Consider the following 15689-nt stretch of genomic DNA (forward strand, 5'->3'; position numbering starts at 1 on the left):
GGAACAGCAATGAAGAGAAAGCTCGTCGGCCTCGCCGCTGTGGCTACGGCTTCCGCTCTCGTGCTCGCGGGATGCGCCTCCGGCGGAGGAACCGCCCCGAGCACGGACGGCAAAGGCAAGACGGTCACCCTGTGGCTCGTCGGCCCTGACACTCCTGACGCTCTCCGTACCTACCTGAAGAGCGAGTTCAAGAAGGAAACAGGCGCCACCCTCAACATCCAGCAGCAGGACTGGGGAGACATCGTCACCAAGCTGACGACCTCGCTCCCCGACGCGAACAACACGCCGGACGTGACCGAGATCGGCAACACCCAGTCGCCGACCTTCACCAACGTGGGCGCCTTCCTCGACGTCTCCGACATGTACAAGGACCTCGGCGGCTCCGACCTCCTCCAGTCCTTCGTCGAGGCCGGAAAGGTGGACGGCAAGAACTACACGCTGCCGTACTACTTCGGTTCGCGCTACGCGTTCTACCGCAAGGACGTCTGGTCGGCCGCCGGAGTCTCTGTGCCGACCACGCTCGACCAGTTCAACACCGACGTCGCGACCATCACGGCCAAGAACCCGAAGGGGATCGCGGACTTCTCCGGCTTCTTCCTCGGCGGTCAGGACTGGCGCAACGGCATCTCGTGGATCTTCGCCAACGGCGGGGACATTGCGAAGAAGCAGGACGGCAAGTGGGTCGGGACGCTCGACTCCGAAGGGTTCGCTCAAGGGTCTGCAGCAGCTTCAGGACATCTACAAGAACGCATCCAAGGCGCCGAACGACGCTAAGGACTCGAACCAGTACATCTACCTGAACGACAGCGACCAGACCGTGGACGCCAACGGCAACAAGACCGGTGACACCTCGCTCGCAGCCGCGACGATCATGGCACCGGGCTGGGCGCACTGGTCGATCGGCGATGCCTCCACCAAGGACGGCAAGGTCGTCCGCACCTGGAACGACAACACGTTCGGAACGTTCGTGCTGCCGGGCAACGACGGCAAGCCGGCTCCGGTGTTCGCCGGTGGCTCCAACATCGGGATCTCGGCGAAGACCAAGAACCCCGGCCTGTCGAAGACGCTCCTGAAGATCATCTTCTCCAAGGACTACCAGGAGATGCTCGGCAAGAACGGCCTCGGCCCTGCGAACAGCAAGTACACCTCCTCGCTCGGCGACGACCAGTTCGCGAAGGCTCTCATCGAGTCGGCGTCGAACTCGAAGCTGACCCCGGCGGCGCCTGGTTGGGCGTCCGTCGAGGCGGCCAACGTGATGGAGGAGTTCTTCAGCAAGATCAAGGACTCCACCGACCTCAAGGGCCTCGCCCAGGAGTACAACACCAAGCTCAACGCTCTGATGAACGTCAAGACTGGTAAGTAACACCGAACACGCACCATGAGCAGGACGGGGGCGCGGAAAGACCTTCCGCGCCCCGGGCCTGCCCCCAGACACTCTCTCAGGAAGGAGGACAGACGTGACAACGACACAGGATGCCGCCCAGGCCACCTCCCGGCCGGAGCGTCCCGCTGCGCAGCCGCGCAGACGAAAGCGCCAGTTCACCCCGTACGTCCTGCTCATCCCCTCCGTCGCGATCCTCATCCTCGCGCTCGGCTACCCGATCGTGTGGCAGCTCATCACGTCGATGCAGAGCTTCGGGCTCGCGCAGCAGTTCGGCCAGCCGGCGCCGTTCGTGTGGTTCGACAACTACGTCACCCTCTTCTCCGACCCGTACATGTGGACGGTCGTCGCACGATCCATCGCGTTCTGTCTCGTCACGGCCGCCGTGACCGTGATCATCGGCGTCGGAATGGCCCTGCTGATGAACGCCGTCAACAAGGGCGTGCGCATCGTCATCCAGATCTCGATGCTGCTCGCCTGGGCCATGCCCGTCGTCGCGGCGATGACGGTCTGGAACTGGCTGTTCGACTGGCGCCGCGGCATCGTGAACTACACGCTCACCTCGTGGGGTCTCGACTACCAGAACCACAACTGGCTGCAGAACCCGCTCTCCTTCTTCTTCGTCGCGATGATCATCGTGGTCTGGATGAGCGTGCCGTTCGTGGCGTTCTCCGTCTTCGCCGGGCTCACCCAGGTCTCCGGCGAGGTGCTCGAAGCCGCCCAGATGGATGGCGCGAAGGGCTACCAGCGCCTCCGGTACATCATCCTGCCGATCATCCGGCCGGTGCTCGGAATCGTGCTGCTGCTGCAGGTCATCTGGGACCTCCGGGTCTTCGCCCAGATCAAACTGCTGCAGGACAAAGGCTCGATCGCCAGCGAGACCAACCTGCTCGGCACATACATCTACCAGCTCGGCGTCGGATCGAGCGACTTCGCGATGGCCAGCGCCGTCAGCGTCTTCGTGCTCATCCTGACCATCGCGATCAGCTGGTTCTACGTGCGCAACCTGCTCAAGGAGGACGAATCGTGACCAGTACATCGGCAACGCGTGAGGCGCCAGCCGAACGCTTGGCAGCCGGGATGAAACACAGGATCAAGCCGTCTCGCGTCATTCTCGGGATCGTCGGCGTCGTCATCTCGTTGATCTGGGTGTTCCCCGTCTACTGGATGGTCAACTCGTCCCTCTTGCCGAACGTCGTCCTGCAGAACACCACGCCCACCTGGCTGCCGTTCGGCGGATCGTTCGACAACTTCGCCGAGGTCATCAACGGCGGCACCTTCTTCCCCGCACTCGGGATGAGCGTCATCATCGCCGTGGTCACCGTCGTGTTCTGCATCCTGTTCGCGTTCCTCGCGGCGCTCGCGATCAGCCGCTTCAAGTTCCGCGGCCGCAAGTCGTTCGTGCTGGCCGTGCTGCTCATCCAGATGCTGCCGGCCGAAGGTCTCTTCATCGCGCAGTACAAGCTGATGGGCAGCCTTAATCTGCTGAACACGGTCGTCGGCGTCAGCATCATCTACATCGCCGCCGTCGTGCCGTTCACGATCTGGATGCTCCGCGGCTTCGTCGCCGGCATCCCCGCCGACCTCGAAGAGGCGGCGATGGTCGACGGCCTCAGCCGCACGCAGGCGTTCATGCGCATCACGTTCCCACTGCTCGCACCCGGGCTCATCGCCTCCGGAGTGTACGCGTTCCTGCAGGCGTGGAACGAGTTCACGGTCGCGCTCGTGATCCTTCAGGAGAACTCCAGCCAGACGCTCCCGCTCTGGCTGCGCGGCTTCATCCAGCAGTCGGCGTCCCGCGCGACGGACTGGGGTCAGGTCATGGCGGCGTCGACCCTCGTCGCCGTTCCTGTCATCATCTTCTTCCTCTTCGTGCAGGGCAGGATGACGAGTGGCCTGGTCAGCGGGGCGGTGAAGGGGTGAGCGGCCCCGGCACAACAGAACAGCAGATCACCACAGAACCGGGAGACGCGTCAGGCGGCCTCCGCCGCCGGATCGCGGCGACCCTCCTTCCGGGTTTCGTGGGGACGACGCTGCCCGACTGGCTCGAAGCCCGGCTGCGTGACGGCCTCGGCGGCGTGTGCGTGTTCGGCCCGAACGTGGTCTCTGTGGCGCAGCTGCGCGAACTCACCGATGCGATCTACGCGGCCAACCCGGATGCGGTGGTCGCCATCGACGAGGAGGGCGGAGACGTCACCCGCCTCTACTACGAGACGGGTTCGCCGTATCCCGGCAACGCCGTGCTCGGACGCCTCGGGAACCCCGGGTACACCGAGCAGGTCGCGCGCCGGGTCGGCTGGGAGCTGCGCCAGGCGGGGTGCAATCTCGACTTCGCGCCGGATGTGGACATCAACTCCAACCCGGACAATCCCGTCATCGGCGTGCGCAGCTTCGGCTCGTCTCCGGAGCTGGTGGCCGAGCAGAGCGCCGCGTGGACCCGCGGGCTGCAGTCGGCCGGTGTCGCCGTGTGTGCCAAGCATTTCCCCGGCCACGGCGACACCGCGCAGGACTCGCACCTCGTGCTTCCGGAGGTCGACCTCACCGTCGAGCAACTCCGCGACCGTGAGCTGCGGCCGTTCCGTGCCGTGATCGAGGCAGGCGCCCGCACGATCATGACCTCGCACATCCTGTTGCCGCAGCTCGACGCCGAACGCCCGGCGACGTTCAGTCCGACCATCATCGAGCGGCTGCTGCGCGGCGAACTCGGCTTCGGCGGAGTCGTCGTCAGCGACGCCCTCGACATGAAGGGCGCGAGCGGCGAGCGAGGCATCCCGGAGGCGGCCGTCCTGGCGCTCGCCGCCGGCTGCGACCTGCTCTGCATCGGCACGGAGAACACCGACGAGCAGCTCTCCGAGATCGAGGACGCGATCCTCGCGGCGATCGACGACGGACGGCTTTCCGCCGCCAGGGTCGACGAGGCTGCAGCACGCGTGCTCTCCCTGACGGCAGAGCTCCGTGCCGAGCAGGCCGCGGTGCCTGTTCCCGTCGACGCTCCCGCCGGCAGGCTCGACCCGTCCGATGTGGTGGTCGCGCTCAGTACGTTCGACATCTCCGAGCGTGCAGCAGAGTGGATGCGCAGCCACACCGGACCGTATTCGGTCGTCCGCATCGACACCGTCGCGAACATCGCCGTCGGCGTCGCTCCGTGGGGGCCGTTCGCCGAGGTGGCCGCCGAGCCCGGCTCGCAGTTCGCCGCGGCGTTCTCGGCGAACCCCACCGTCGAGTTCACCGAGGGAGACCATCCCGACCTGGTGCTCGCTGCGCAGTCTCCTGTGCTCGTCATCGGCAAGGACAACCACCGGCACGCCTTCGCCAGGGAAGCCATCGACCGGCTGCGGGCGGAGCGGGACAGCGTGCTCGTCGTCGACATGGGCTGGCCGAGCGACGACCGTGCATATGCGGACATCGCGACGTTCGGCGCTTCGAGGCTCGTCGGACGGGCGCTCCTCGACCTGCTCGGCCCCGGCTCGTGAGACTCGGGATCGACATCGGCGGGACGAAGACGGACGCGGTCGCCGTCGACGAGTCCGGCGCTCTCGCTCAGCGCATCCGGCTCGCCACCGGTTTCGGTTCGATCGCCGTCGTCGAGACGGCCGTCTCCGCCGTGGCCAGGATCGGTGAGCTCACCGGGCTCCCCGTCACCGGTTTCGACTCGATCGGCATCGGCATCCCCGGGCTCGTCGACAGTGCGTCCGGGCAGGTCGCCCACGCGGTCAACCTCGGGCTGGAGCGGCTGGAGCTCGGCGGCGAGCTCGCCGGACGGCTCGGCGTCGGCGTCCGCGTCGAGAACGACGTCAAAGCGGCGGCGCTCGGCGCGTACCACCTGCTCGGGCTCGCCGGTACGATGGCATACCTCAACCTCGGCACGGGGATGGCCGCAGGGATCGTCGTCGACGGCAGGCTGTGGAGGGGGAGGAACGGCATCGCAGGCGAGATCGGCCACATCCCCGTCGACCCGAACGGCGCCCTCTGCGCCTGCGGTCAGCGGGGGTGCCTCGAAACGGTCGCGAGCGGGTCCGGTGTCGCCCGGCAGTGGAGCACCGGCGATCCACTTCCCGTTCGCTCGTTGTTCGCCGCAGCGGCGGATGGCGACCGGAACGCCAGGGCCATCAAGGCTAGGCTGGCGGAGGGCATCGCAGCTGCTGTGCGTGTTCTCGTGCTGACCGTCGACGTCGACTCCGTCGTGATCGGCGGTGGACTCAGTCATCTCGGGGACCGCCTGCTTTGCGACGTCCACGAAGTGCTCGAGTCCTGGGCGAAGAGCTCGCCGTTCCTGGCGTCGCTCTCCCTGCCGGACCGCGTGCGCCTCGTCCCGGAAGATTCACCCGTCGCGGCGCTCGGCGCCGCACTCGTAGGAGAGAACTAAGTGGCTGAAATCGTCGTCGTCCCCGATCAGGCAGCAGCGGGAGAGCTCGCAGCGCAGAGCATTCTCGATCTGATCTCCGCCAAGCCGGATGCTGTGCTCGGCCTGGCAACCGGATCGACGCCGCTCGCGCTGTACCGCGCCCTCGCGGCGAAGGTGCAGACGTCCGGCGTCGACGTCTCGCACGTTCGCGGGTACGCCCTGGACGAGTATGTCGGCCTCCCGGCAGGGCACCCGGAAAGCTACCGCTCGGTGATCAGCCGCGAGGTCGTCGAGCCGCTCGGGCTCACGCCGTCGCTCATCCACGTGCCGAACGGTGCGATCGACACGATCGAGCACGCCGGAGCGGATTACGAGAAGGCCATCGCCGAGTCAGGCGGGGTGGATGTGCAGATCCTCGGCATCGGGACGGACGGGCACATCGGCTTCAACGAGCCGGGTTCCTCGTTCGCCTCCGTCACGCGCGTCAAGACGCTGACCGAGCAGACCCGCAGAGACAACGCACGCTTCTTCGACTCCGAGGCCGACGTCCCGATGCACTGCATCACGCAGGGGCTGTCGACCATCCTTCGGGCGCGTCACCTGCTGCTGCTCGCCTTCGGCGAAGGCAAGGCCGACGCGGTCGCCGGCGCCGTCGAGGGGCCCGTCTCCGCGAGCAACCCGGGGTCGGCTGTCCAGTTGCACCCGCACGTGACCGTTCTGGTGGACGAGGCGGCGGCATCCCGGCTGAAGAACATCGACTACTACCGGTACGCGTACGCGAACAAGCCGGCCTGGCAGAAGCTGTAGTCGCAGACTCTCCCCAGAACTCACGAAGCGTGGCGCACCCGAGCGGGTGCGCCACGCTTCGTTGTTTCTGGAATATTGAATCTCAAACCTGAGAGTTGATTGGATAAGTGCGACATTACAGACGCGGAAGACAATATATGTGTCAGGATACTCATATCGGCGAGCGAAACCCCACTCACCGAAACCCCCGGAAAGCGCCCGGGCCGCACGGCCCGATCCCGCCGCTTTCTGAAACCCCTGAGGCATGACGCCTCGTCCCGAATAGTTTGAGCCGGCACCCTAGGTCGGCCAAGCGCCGAAAGGAATCGCTTTCACATGCGAAAGAACACCCCGAAGCCCAGCCCGCAGCAGGGCCTGGCATTCCGTGCGGCCCGCGCAGGCGTCGCCACGGCGACAGCCGTTCTGGTCACCGCGACCGGACTCGCGCTCGCCGCTCCGGCCTCGGCCGACGTGATCGACAAGCCGGCAATCGAAATGCTCGGCTGGTCCGAGCAGATGTCCACATACAGCGACGAGTGGCGTGCCGACTTCACCGTCCGCGTGCCGGCCGGCACCGTCCCGCGGCTGGTCGAGTTCAACTCCTTGCCGGCCGACCCCCTCTTCTGGACCCCTCTGACGAAGCTCGCCAACGCTCAGGTGTCCTTCGACCAGGCGTACTCGATCATGCACACGATGCACGACGGCGACGAAGACGTGCTCTACATCGGCGCACGCGGCGACTCTACTGTCCCCGCGGTGACGACGTCGGTCGCATACCCGATGGCCGTGCGGGTCACGCTGGCCGACGGCTCCGTCGTGACCGCTAAGCACACGGTCACCAACGTCGGCAGGAACGCCGCGACGGGCGTTCCGGCCGCCGTGCAGGCCTGGGACCTCACCACGGTGGGCCTTGCAGGCTACGTCGGTCCCAACTCGCAGGCCGGCTGGGGCAACGTGGTCACGGAGAACAGCTCCGGTGAGCTCGACGGCAGGCTCTTCCACGTGGATGCGATCAACTCGGGCCGTTCCGCGGCCACTGGCTGCAACGTGACCGACTCGGTCTACTACCAATTCGTCCGTGGCGACAACGGAGAAGCGGCCTCCGTCACGCCGGCGCCGAAGCAGATCGCCATTCCCGACCACGCGGCTGGCGTGATGGGTGTTGTGCTCGCGGCAGAAGGAAAGTTCGCCCTCGACGCCCCTGGCTACTACAAGCTCATGATCTGGCCGCAGGCGACCAGCTCGAGCCCGGCAGCTCCGCAGGACTGCTCGCTCGTCTCATACAACCCCGCAATTCTGAGTGAGGGCGTGCAGGTCGGCAGCGTGCTCTGGAAGGCTCCCGCCACCGCGCCGGTGGTCGTGGCACCCGTGACCGTTGACGCACTGTCCGATGGCGCCGCTCTTGCGGTCACGAAGCCGACCTTCTCCGGCACGGGACACCCCGACGCCGCGATCGAGGCACGCACCGCCGACGGCGCTCTGCACGGCGCGGCCACGGTCGGCGCTGACGGTACCTGGTCGCTGGTGTCCTCCATCGAGCACGCCAACGGCGACCACACGGTCACGATCACGCAGACCAGCGGAACCGACGTGAGCACGGCATCAGCCGCGTACTCGGTCGACGTCGAGATCCCGGTGACGCCCGTCTCCATCGTCTCGCCGGCCACCAACGGAGTCATCGCGGAGATCAACCCGGTCTACTCGGGTGTCGGACACCCCGGCGCAACTATCACCGTCCGTGGAAGCACCGGCAGGGTGCTCGCGACGACGACCGTCGACGAGAACGGAAAGTGGTCGGCTACGTCCAGCATCGCTCTCATCAACGGCCTCTACATCGGCACCGTCGAGCAGACCTTCGGCGAATCCTCCACGAAGGATGCTCTGCGCTACACGGTCGCCATCGCCGAGGCGGCCCCTGTCATCGAGTTCGCGGTCGCCAAGCCGGTGCACAACGGCCTGTTCGTGAGCAAGACCCCGACGTACTTCGGCACCGGCACCCCGGGCGCAGACATTCAGGTCACGGGCAGCACCGGCCGCATCGTTGCAACCGCAACGGTCGATGCAGAGGGCAACTGGTCGGCGACGTCCACGCTCACCCTCCCCGCAGGGCGCTACATCGGAACGGTCTCGCAGGCGATCGGCGGCGACGTCAAGATCGAGGCGCTCGACTACCGCATCGCGAAGAACGCCACGGTGACCAGCCCGGCGATCGAGCAGATCGTGTCCGGCCCGCGTCCCACATACACCGGAACCGGTGAGCCGGACGCGACCGTTCAGATCGTCGGAAACTCGGGACGCGTGGTCGCTTCGACCGTCGTCGGTGCCGACGGAACGTGGTCTGTGGAGGCGAGCTTCGACTTCGTCGTGAACTGGTACCTCGGAACGATGGTCCACTCGTACGAGGGCGAGACCATCAACGTGGTGAGCATGGATTACACCATTCTCGACTAAGCGATGAACATGTGGCCCGGCTCCCATCGGGGGCCGGGCCACACGTTTGCCCCTCAACGCTCGGGCCTCAGCCGATGGCTTGAACGCTTCGAAATTTTGCGCTGAAGATACATGCATGTAACAATCAGTACGCCAAACGTGGCATATTAAATGCACGGAACGGGCAGCGAAGGTCGGACACGATCTGGACGCGCTCAACCCACACCGGGGAACGATCCCCAGCCCGACCGCTCGCGTCGTCACCCTAGGACGATCGCCGGCATCGAAAGGAATACCGCATCTCCATGCGCAAAAACACCCAGCACGGCAGCGTCCCGAGGGGCGCCGCCTTCCGTGTCGCCCGTTCCAGCGTCGCCGCAGCGTCGGCCATCTTCGTCACCGCGACCGGACTGGCCCTGTCGGCTCCCGCGTCGGCGGAGGTGCCGGCGACGGCAGAGGTGCCGGCGATCACCTCGCCGGCCGACTCGTCCACGATCAGCCGGGAGGCCGATTTCCCGTTCGCCGTCACAGCTCCCGGATACGGCGCGACGGTCGACACCCACCGTCCGGTCTTCCAGGGCACCGGCCAGCCGGACTCGGTCGTCCGTGTCTTCGAAAACGGCGCTCTCATCGCCCAGGCCAGCAGTGACGCAGCCGGCACCTGGTCCGTCGCCTCGTCCGTCGACCTCAGCAACGGTCCACACGCCGTCCGGTTCGACTACACCGGGCCGAACGGTGCAAGCACCACCTCGGTCAACCACTACTTCGGCGTAAACGTCGGAGCCTCGCCGATTCCGGTGAGCGTGATGGCTCCGGTCTCCGGCTCGACGGTGACCGTGGCGAAGCCGGTGTTCTCCGGCACGGGCGAGACCGGCGCATCCATTGTCGTGAAGGCCGCGAACGGCGCTGAGCTCGCCACCACCACGGTCGCGGCAGACGGCACCTGGACGGTCGCGTCGCATGCGACTCTCGTCAACGGCGCTGTGACCGCGACCGTGTCGCAGTCGGTCGCCGGCGTGTCCGCCGTGACAACCTCAGCGGTCACCTTCAGGATCGCCATCGCCGCGCAGATTGCGGCGGCCGTGGTCGTGACGTCGCCGGCGCTCGAGTCCGAAGTCGACTCGGCGAGTCCGGTCTTCACAGGAACGGGTGAGCCCGGCGCGGTCATCCACGTCCGGGGCAGCAGCGGAAAGCTGCTCGCGGCGACCACAGTCGACGCCTCCGGAGCCTGGTCGGTCGTATCGACGGTCGAGCTCGAAAACGCCCACTACGCCGGCACCGTCACGCAGACAGTACCCGGTGGAGCCACCACCCACGCCGCCCTGTCGTACACCGTGTACGTGGTCCCGGCTCAGAAGTTCAGTGTGACCTCGCCGGCGACGGGCGCCTTGGTCGCCACGAACACCCCGGTGTTCACCGGTGTCGGCACGCCAGGAGCCACCGTTGAGATCCGTGGAAACAGCGGCCGCATGGTCGCGTCCACCACGATCGCAGCCGACGGCACCTGGTCCGCCACGTCGCAGCTTCAGCTCGGCGCCGGTCGCTACGTCGCATCGGCGACGCACACGCACAACGATGAGCGCGCCCAGGTGGCAGACATCGACTACACCATCGCGCAGGGTCTGGTCGTGACCAGCCCGCGGATCGGCGCGGACGCAGACGGCCCGAAGGTGGTCTACACCGGTTCCGGCCAGGCCGGCGCCACCGTGACGATCACGGGGAGCTCCGGCCGCACCGTCGCCTCGGCGGTCGTCGGCGCGAACGGACAGTGGACCGCCACGGCCGACTTCGACCTCGCGACCGGTCGCTACGTCGGAACCGCGGTCCAGTTGCTCGACGGTGTGAACCTCGGCAGCGTCGCGATGGACTACTACGTCAACTGAGCGCTGAGCGCGGTACGAGTGGCCCGACCCCTGCCGGGGGTCGGGTCATTCGTGCGTTCGGCCGTCGGCGATGACGCGTGTGACCGTCCAGTCGTGGTCGAGGAGCACGAGGTCGGCCGCGTATCCGGCGCGAAGCCGGCCGAACCGGTGCGCCTCGCCGAGCACCCGCGCGGGTGTGAGGGTGAGGGCTTCAACCGCCCGAGCAGGATCCAGCCCAACCAGGGTGACGGCGTTCCTGAGCGCGATGTCCTGAGTGAGTGTCGAGCCGGCGATCGTCTCGGTGCCGGACAGCACGGCCAGCCCGTGGCGGACGGAGACGTTGAGTCCACCGAGCCGGTAATCGCCGTCGGTCGCCCCGGCCGCGGCCATCGCATCCGTGACAAGGGCGACCCGGCCCGGTGCTTCGTCGAAAGCGAGCTTGGCAACCAGTGGATGCACGTGCAGGCCGTCGAAGGATGAGCTCCAGGGTGACTTCAGGGTTCTCGAATGCTGCGACGACAGGACCAGGCGCACGGTGGTGGATGCCGTTCATCGCGTTGAAGGCGTGGGTGAGGAGGCGCGCGCCGACGTCGAAGGCCTTCGCCGCCTCCACGTAGTCAGCCGCGGTGTGACCGACGCCGACGACGACGCCGGCTTCGATGAGCACCCCGATCGACTCGAGGGCGTTCGGCAGTTCCGGAGCGATGGTGGCGACGCGCATGGTGCCGCGGGCCGCTCCGATGAGCTCCTCGACCATCTCCGGGCCCGGCTCGCGGAGAAATGCTGCGTCGTGTGCTCCGCGACGCTCCGGCGCGAGGAACGGGCCTTCGAGGTGCGAGCCGAGCACCAGTGGGTCGTCAGCGGCGAGGTCGGCGACGATCGAGAGGCTTTCGCGTAGCGAGGCGAGCGGGTTCGCGACGTGCGAGACGAGCGAGCGCGTCGTGCCGTGAGCGCGGTGCGTCGCGAGCCCCGCGAGCATCTCCTCCGGTCCGTCGTCGAACGGGTGACCTCCTCCGCCGTGGCAGTGCAGGTCGATGAAGCCTGGCGTGAGCCAGTGCCCTCGTGCATCGACGACCTCGCGGCCGCTTGCCTGTGCTGCGGTGTGCCAGCCGGTTCCCGACCCCGTGGCGACGATCGTGTCGCCGTCGGCGACCAGCCAGAACGCGTCGACCAGCCCGTCCGCATCCACTTTGCGGGCGTTGTGGACGACGAAGTCGGTCATGAGAACTCTTTGCGCCCGCTGACGATGCCGCTCGCGGTCGCGACGACGGCGAACACGGCCGCGACGATCGGCTGGCCGAGGTCCCACCAGGCCAGCGCCGCCGAACCCATGACCACGATCTCGACGACGGCCTTCACGAACGGATCGACGTGCAGCACGGCTTTCGGAGACCGGAACAGCGCCCACAGCACGATGGCGATGGCGGGCGCGAGGATGCCCACGACGATGTTCCACGGCAGCGGCCAGGCCACGAAGCCCCAGAAGCCGAGCGAGAAGATCGCGAACAGCTCGAGCACGAACCGGAGGACGTCGTTCGGTCCGACCTTGATGTCGTTCTGCTGGGGCTGTGCGGAGGTCACGGGAGTCATTCTATTGCGGCTACCGGAAGATGATCGTCCTGGCGCCGTCGAGGAGCACGCGGTCCTCCGCGAACCATTTGACCGCCTGGGTGAGCGTGCGGCTCTCCTCGTCCTGGCCGATCGCGACCAGTTCCTGCACGGTGCGCGAGTGGTCGACCCTGACCACGTTCTGCTCGATGATCGGGCCCTCGTCGAGGTCGCTCGTGACGAAATGGGCTGTCGCACCGATCAGTTTGACTCCGCGGGCGTGCGCCTGGCGGTACGGGTTCGCGCCCTTGAAGCCGGGGAGGAACGAGTGGTGGATGTTGATGGCGCGCCCGGTCAGGCGCTCGCACAACTCGGGGGAGATGATCTGCATGTAGCGGGCGAGGACGACCAGTTCGATGTCGTGCTCGTCCACGGCCTCGATCACGCGGGCCTCGAATGCCGCCTTGCTCGCCGCGTCCGTCACGGGCCGAGACTCGAAGGGGACGCCGTAGAAGCCGGCGAGGTCGCGGAGCGTGCCGTGGTTGGAGAGCACGAGCGGGATGTCGATCGGCAGCTGTCCGGCGCGCTGGCGGAACAGCAGGTCGTTGAGGCAGTGTGCGGCCGTGGATGCGAGGACGAGCGTGCGCAGGGGGCGGCCGACGTTGTCGACGCGGTGCTGCATCCCGAACTGCTCGATGACGGGAGCAAGGGCGCGCTCGAATTCGGCCCTGTCGGCCGCCGACTCGACCTGCAGGCGCATGAAGAAGCGACCGGTGTCTGTGCTGGCGAACTGCTGACTCTCGGTGATGTTGCCCCGTGCGGCGACGATCGCGCCGCTGACCGCGTGCACGATCCCCGGCTTGTCTGCGCAACTGAAGGTGAGGACCCAGTGGTTGGGCTGCTGGGCGGCGGCGGAGGGGTTCACGTGTTCAGGGTAGCGAAGGTACAGTGCTAGCGTTATGCTAGCACCGTAGGGGGAGAAGAGAGAGGGATGGCCACCATTACTGTTCGCAACCTCGACGAGGGCACCAAAGACGCCCTCGCCGCGCGCGCCGCCGAACACGGGCGGTCTATGGAGGCGGAGGCCAGGGTCATTCTGGCTGCCGCAGTCAGTTCGCAGCTGGAGTACGGGACCGGGTTGCTCGGGTCGCGTATCCGCGCACGATTCAGCGGTCTGGACTGGGAGCCGGTCGAGAGGTCGCAGGAGGCGCCCCGCGGCGCTGAGTTCTGGTGATCGTGCTCGACACGAACGTGGTGTCGGAGTTGATGAAACGCGAAGCCGACCAGAACGTCATCGACTGGCTCGACGGGCAGATCACTGACGGCGTGTTCATCACTTCTGTCACCGCCGCCGAACTGCTGCACGGCGTGCAGCGCTTGCCGAACGGGCAGCGCAAGGCGCGTCTCGCCCACGCGGTGGGAGAACTGCTCGACATCGAGTTCGGCGGGCGGATCCTGCCGTTCGATGCGCTCGCCGCTGTGGAGTACGCCAGGGTGCTCGTCGATCGCTCGGAGCGAGGGCTGCCCGTGAGCATGGCGGACGCGATGATCGCCGCGACCGCGCTCGCCTCCGGGGTCGCTGCCGTCGCGACCCGCAACACGGCCGACTTCGACCACACCGGCGTCGAGGTCGTCGACCCGTGGACGGCGCCCCCGATGTACTGAACCGTTGGATGCGCGTCCAATGAAGACATTGACGCGACAGGCCGCCGTGCCGTTGGATCGGTGCATGACCACCACCGGCGAAGACACCCCCGACGTCCCGACGGCACCGGCGTCCGGCCTCGGGGTGGAACTGAACGGGCTCAACACCATCCACGAGAGCGAGCGGAAGGGACGCCCTCGCGACCTGTTCTGGCCGTGGTTCGGCGCGAACGTCTCGGTGTTCGGACTCAGCTACGGATCGTTCCTGCTCGGGTTCGGCATCTCGTTCTGGCAGGCGACCATCGTCGGGATCGTCGGCATCGTCATCTCGTTCCTGTTCTGTGGGTTCATCGCCCTCGCAGGCAAGCGCGGATCGGCGCCGACGATGGTGCTCAGCCGGGCGGTGTTCGGCGTCGAGGGCAACAGAGTGCCCTCCGTGCTGTCCTGGTTGCTCACCGTCGGCTGGGAGACGGTGCTCACGGCGCTCGCCGTTCTTGCCACGGCGACAGTGTTCACGCAGCTCGGCTGGGAGGGCGGCGTCGTGACCAAGGTGGTCGCGCTCATCGTGGTCGCTGCGCTGATCATCGCTGGCGGGGTCATCGGCTTCCACCTGATCATGCGGATGCAGATGGTCATCACCATCGTGACCGGCGTCCTGACCGTGCTGTACATCGTCCTGGTACTCGGCCACATCGACCTCGGCGCGATCTCCGCCCTCCCGGCCGGGGACGCTCCGCATGTGGTGGGCGGATTCGTGTTCATGCTCACCGGGTTCGGTCTCGGCTGGGTGAACGCCGCCGCCGACTACTCGCGGTATCTGCCGCGTTCCGCGCGCAGCGCAGGCGTGGTCGGCTGGACGACGTTCGGCTCGTCGCTCGCTCCGATCATCCTGCTGGTGTTCGGGATCCTGCTCGCCGGGTCGTCGGAGAAGCTCAGCACGGCCATCGCCGCCGACCCGATCGGCGCGCTCGCGTCGCTGCTGCCGACCTGGTTCCTGGTGCCGTTCGTGATCGTCGCCGTACTCGGTCTGGTCGGTGGCGCAGTGCTCGACATCTACTCGTCGGGCCTGGCGCTGCTGAGCGCCGGCCTGCGGGCGCCGCGCTACGTCGCCGCCGGGATCGACGGCGTGATCATGACGGCCGGCGCCGTCTACGTCGTGTTCTTCGCCAACGACTTCCTCGGGCCGTTCCAGGGCTTCCTGATCACGCTCGGCGTGCCGATCGCCGCCTGGTGCGGGATCTTCATCGCGGACATCAGCGTGCGGAAGCGCGACTACGCGGAGGCCGACCTCTACGACCGGCGGGGACGATACGGCAGCGTCCGCTGGCTGCCCATCGCCCTCATCGTGATCGGTACGGCCATCGGCTGGGGGCTCGTGACGAACGCGTCGGCGACCTGGCTCGCCTGGCAGGGCTACCTCCTCGGGCCGCTCGGACTCGGCGGCACGTCGGGGGACTGGGCGTACGCGAACCTCGGCGTGCTGGTCGCGCTGGTGATCGGCTTCCTCGGCACCGTGCTCTTCTCCCGCGCGGCGATTCGCCGCCAGGAGGAACGGTGACGGCCAGAGTCGTCCCGGCGCTCATCGGGTAGACTCGTCCGTGGCCGGTGGCTCGAATCACCTGCCCTGGGCGCGCACATCGGCGCGTAGTCGACCCGCCATCCGAAGTCCTGCCGCATCGGCGACCGGAATGGG

General features: G+C 67.2%; 14 protein-coding genes and 1 pseudogene. 12 read left to right on the forward strand and 3 right to left on the reverse strand.

Translation table 11 applies throughout. The features are described 5' to 3' along the window. The first annotated feature begins 9 nt into the window (after nt 1-9). From AC37TH_RS09105 to AC37TH_RS09145, 9 genes are all read left to right on the forward strand, one after another. Nucleotides 10-774: an extracellular solute-binding protein gene (locus tag AC37TH_RS09105; protein WP_490764040.1), complete on the forward strand. Its 765-nt coding sequence runs from the start codon at nt 10-12 to the stop codon at nt 772-774. A 43-nt stretch (nt 775-817) separates the two neighbouring features. Next, nucleotides 818-1363: a type 2 periplasmic-binding domain-containing protein gene (locus tag AC37TH_RS09110; RefSeq protein ID WP_490764041.1), complete on the forward strand. Its 546-nt coding sequence runs from the start codon at nt 818-820 to the stop codon at nt 1361-1363. A 94-nt stretch (nt 1364-1457) separates the two neighbouring features. Further along, the gene (locus AC37TH_RS09115; RefSeq protein WP_490764042.1) at nt 1458-2411 is read left to right on the forward strand and encodes a carbohydrate ABC transporter permease; all 954 of its coding nucleotides are present in this window, start codon (nt 1458-1460) and stop codon (nt 2409-2411) included. Nucleotides 2412-2461: 50 nt separating this feature from the next. Then, on the forward strand, nt 2462-3304 hold the full coding sequence (locus AC37TH_RS09120) for a carbohydrate ABC transporter permease (protein WP_490764043.1): 843 nt from the start codon (nt 2462-2464) through the stop codon (nt 3302-3304). Then, complete coding sequence (locus AC37TH_RS09125) at nt 3301-4854, forward strand: glycoside hydrolase family 3 protein (protein WP_490764044.1); 1554 nt, start codon at nt 3301-3303, stop codon at nt 4852-4854. The genes AC37TH_RS09120 and AC37TH_RS09125 overlap by 4 nt, the downstream gene beginning before the upstream one ends. Beyond that, a complete protein-coding gene (locus tag AC37TH_RS09130) occupies nt 4851-5747 on the forward strand; it encodes an ROK family protein (protein ID WP_490764045.1) in 897 nt (298 codons plus the stop codon). The genes AC37TH_RS09125 and AC37TH_RS09130 overlap by 4 nt, the downstream gene beginning before the upstream one ends. Then, nucleotides 5748-6533: a glucosamine-6-phosphate deaminase gene (nagB, locus tag AC37TH_RS09135; protein WP_490764046.1), complete on the forward strand. Its 786-nt coding sequence runs from the start codon at nt 5748-5750 to the stop codon at nt 6531-6533. It begins immediately after the preceding gene. A 315-nt stretch (nt 6534-6848) separates the two neighbouring features. Then, a complete protein-coding gene (locus AC37TH_RS09140; protein ID WP_490764047.1) occupies nt 6849-8963 on the forward strand; it encodes an Ig-like domain-containing protein in 2115 nt (704 codons plus the stop codon). A 284-nt stretch (nt 8964-9247) separates the two neighbouring features. Then, nucleotides 9248-10825, forward strand: a complete 1578-nt coding sequence (locus AC37TH_RS09145; RefSeq protein WP_490764048.1) for an Ig-like domain-containing protein — start codon at nt 9248-9250, stop codon at nt 10823-10825. A 45-nt stretch (nt 10826-10870) separates the two neighbouring features. Here the strand turns inward: AC37TH_RS09145 and nagA are convergent. From nagA to purU, 3 genes and pseudogenes are all read right to left on the reverse strand, one after another. Then, nucleotides 10871-12026: pseudogene (gene nagA / locus AC37TH_RS09150) on the reverse strand (N-acetylglucosamine-6-phosphate deacetylase). Beyond that, nucleotides 12023-12385 carry a YrdB family protein gene (locus tag AC37TH_RS09155; protein ID WP_490764049.1) on the reverse strand — a complete coding sequence of 121 codons (363 nt, stop codon included), beginning with the start codon at nt 12383-12385 and terminating at the stop codon, nt 12023-12025. Before AC37TH_RS09155 ends, nagA begins: the two are co-directional and overlap by 4 nt. A 19-nt stretch (nt 12386-12404) precedes the next feature. Then, on the reverse strand, nt 12405-13277 hold the full coding sequence (gene purU / locus AC37TH_RS09160) for a formyltetrahydrofolate deformylase (RefSeq protein ID WP_490764050.1): 873 nt from the start codon (nt 13275-13277) through the stop codon (nt 12405-12407). Between the two features lie 66 nt (nt 13278-13343). Between purU and AC37TH_RS09165 the strand changes: the two genes are divergently transcribed. The 3 genes from AC37TH_RS09165 to AC37TH_RS09175 all read left to right on the forward strand — a co-directional run bounded on the left by AC37TH_RS09165 (nt 13344) and on the right by AC37TH_RS09175 (nt 15554). Continuing rightward, on the forward strand, nt 13344-13586 hold the full coding sequence (locus AC37TH_RS09165) for a FitA-like ribbon-helix-helix domain-containing protein (protein ID WP_490764051.1): 243 nt from the start codon (nt 13344-13346) through the stop codon (nt 13584-13586). Next, complete coding sequence (locus tag AC37TH_RS09170; RefSeq protein ID WP_490764052.1) at nt 13583-14017, forward strand: type II toxin-antitoxin system VapC family toxin; 435 nt, start codon at nt 13583-13585, stop codon at nt 14015-14017. Before AC37TH_RS09165 ends, AC37TH_RS09170 begins: the two co-directional genes overlap by 4 nt. A 64-nt stretch (nt 14018-14081) precedes the next feature. Then, nucleotides 14082-15554, forward strand: a complete 1473-nt coding sequence (locus AC37TH_RS09175; RefSeq protein WP_490764053.1) for a purine-cytosine permease family protein — start codon at nt 14082-14084, stop codon at nt 15552-15554. Nucleotides 15555-15689 lie beyond the last annotated feature (135 nt).

The sequence above is a fragment of the Leifsonia sp. McL0627 genome (assembly GCF_058244615.1).

Excerpts from the sequence above, each read along its gene's own strand:
- AC37TH_RS09165 (WP_490764051.1), top strand. The coding sequence starts at position 13,344 with ATGGCCACCATTACTGTTCGCAACCTCGACGAGGGCACCAAAGACGCC.
- AC37TH_RS09120 (WP_490764043.1), top strand. The coding sequence starts at position 2,462 with ATGAAACACAGGATCAAGCCGTCTCGCGTCATTCTCGGGATCGTCGGC.
- AC37TH_RS09145 (WP_490764048.1), top strand. The coding sequence starts at position 9,248 with ATGCGCAAAAACACCCAGCACGGCAGCGTCCCGAGGGGCGCCGCCTTC.
- AC37TH_RS09105 (WP_490764040.1), top strand. The coding sequence starts at position 10 with ATGAAGAGAAAGCTCGTCGGCCTCGCCGCTGTGGCTACGGCTTCCGCT.
- AC37TH_RS09140 (WP_490764047.1), top strand. The coding sequence starts at position 6,849 with ATGCGAAAGAACACCCCGAAGCCCAGCCCGCAGCAGGGCCTGGCATTC.
- AC37TH_RS09175 (WP_490764053.1), top strand. The coding sequence starts at position 14,082 with ATGACCACCACCGGCGAAGACACCCCCGACGTCCCGACGGCACCGGCG.